1 protein-coding gene is annotated in these 1051 nt (G+C 68.3%); it reads left to right on the forward strand.

Features of this window, described 5'->3' with window-relative positions:
• Positions 1-2: 2 nt before the first annotated feature.
• A partial coding sequence (gene frc, locus IQ210_RS46960) for a formyl-CoA transferase (RefSeq protein WP_194085403.1) occupies positions 3-1051 on the forward strand: 1049 nt, incomplete at its 3' end.

Consider the following 1051-nt stretch of genomic DNA (forward strand, 5'->3'; position numbering starts at 1 on the left):
CGATGGCTCTTGAGGGTGTCCGCGTCCTGGACATGACGCATGTGCAGTCGGGTCCGTCGGCGACGCAGTTGCTGGCGTGGCTGGGAGCGGACGTGGTGAAGGTGGAGGCGCCGGGCGGGGACATCACCCGGGGCCAGTTGCGGGACCTTCCCGACGTGGACTCGCTGTACTTCACGATGCTCAACTGCAACAAGCGCAGCATCACGCTGAACACGAAGACACCGCGCGGCAAGCAGATCCTGACGGAGCTGATCCGGCGCTCCGACGTACTGGTGGAGAACTTCGGGCCGGGGGCGGTGGACCGGATGGGGTTCACGTGGGACCGGATCAGGGAGATCAATCCGCGGATCGTGTACGCGTCGATCAAGGGGTTCGGGGCCGGTCCCTATATGGACTTCAAGGCGTATGAGGTGGTGGCGCAGGCGATGGGCGGGTCGATGGCGACCACGGGGGATGCGGACGGGCCGCCGATGGCGACGGGCGCGCAGATCGGTGATTCCGGTACCGGCATCCACGCCGTGGCCGGCATCCTGGCCGCCCTGTTGCAGCGCGAGCACACCGGGCGGGGTCAGCGGGTGAACGTGGCGATGCAGCACGCGGTGCTGAACCTGTGCCGGGTCAAGCTGCGCGACCAGCAGCGCCTCGCGCACGGCCCACTGCCCGAATACCCGAACGAGGACTTCGGTGACGAGGTGCCGCGCTCGGGCAACGCCTCGGGCGGGGGCCAGCCGGGATGGGCGGTGCGGTGTGCGCCGGGCGGTCCGAACGACTACGTGTACGTGATCGTGCAGCCGGTGGGCTGGCGGCCGCTGGCCGAGCTGATCGGCCGGCCGGAGCTGGCGGAGGATCCGGAGTGGGCGACGCCGCAGGCGCGGCTGCCGAAGCTGGCGAAGATGTTCCAGCTGATCGAGGAATGGACCAGCACCCTGCCCAAATGGCAGGTGCTGGAGCAGCTGAACGCCCACAACATTCCGTGCGGGCCGATCCTGTCGACCAGGGAGATCATCGAGGACGCCTCACTCGCCGCGAACGACATGATCGTCACCGTCGA

Origin of the sequence: Streptomyces justiciae, from assembly GCF_015163075.1 — a bacterium.
Taxonomy (GTDB): Bacteria; Actinomycetota; Actinomycetes; order Streptomycetales; family Streptomycetaceae; genus Streptomyces; species Streptomyces justiciae.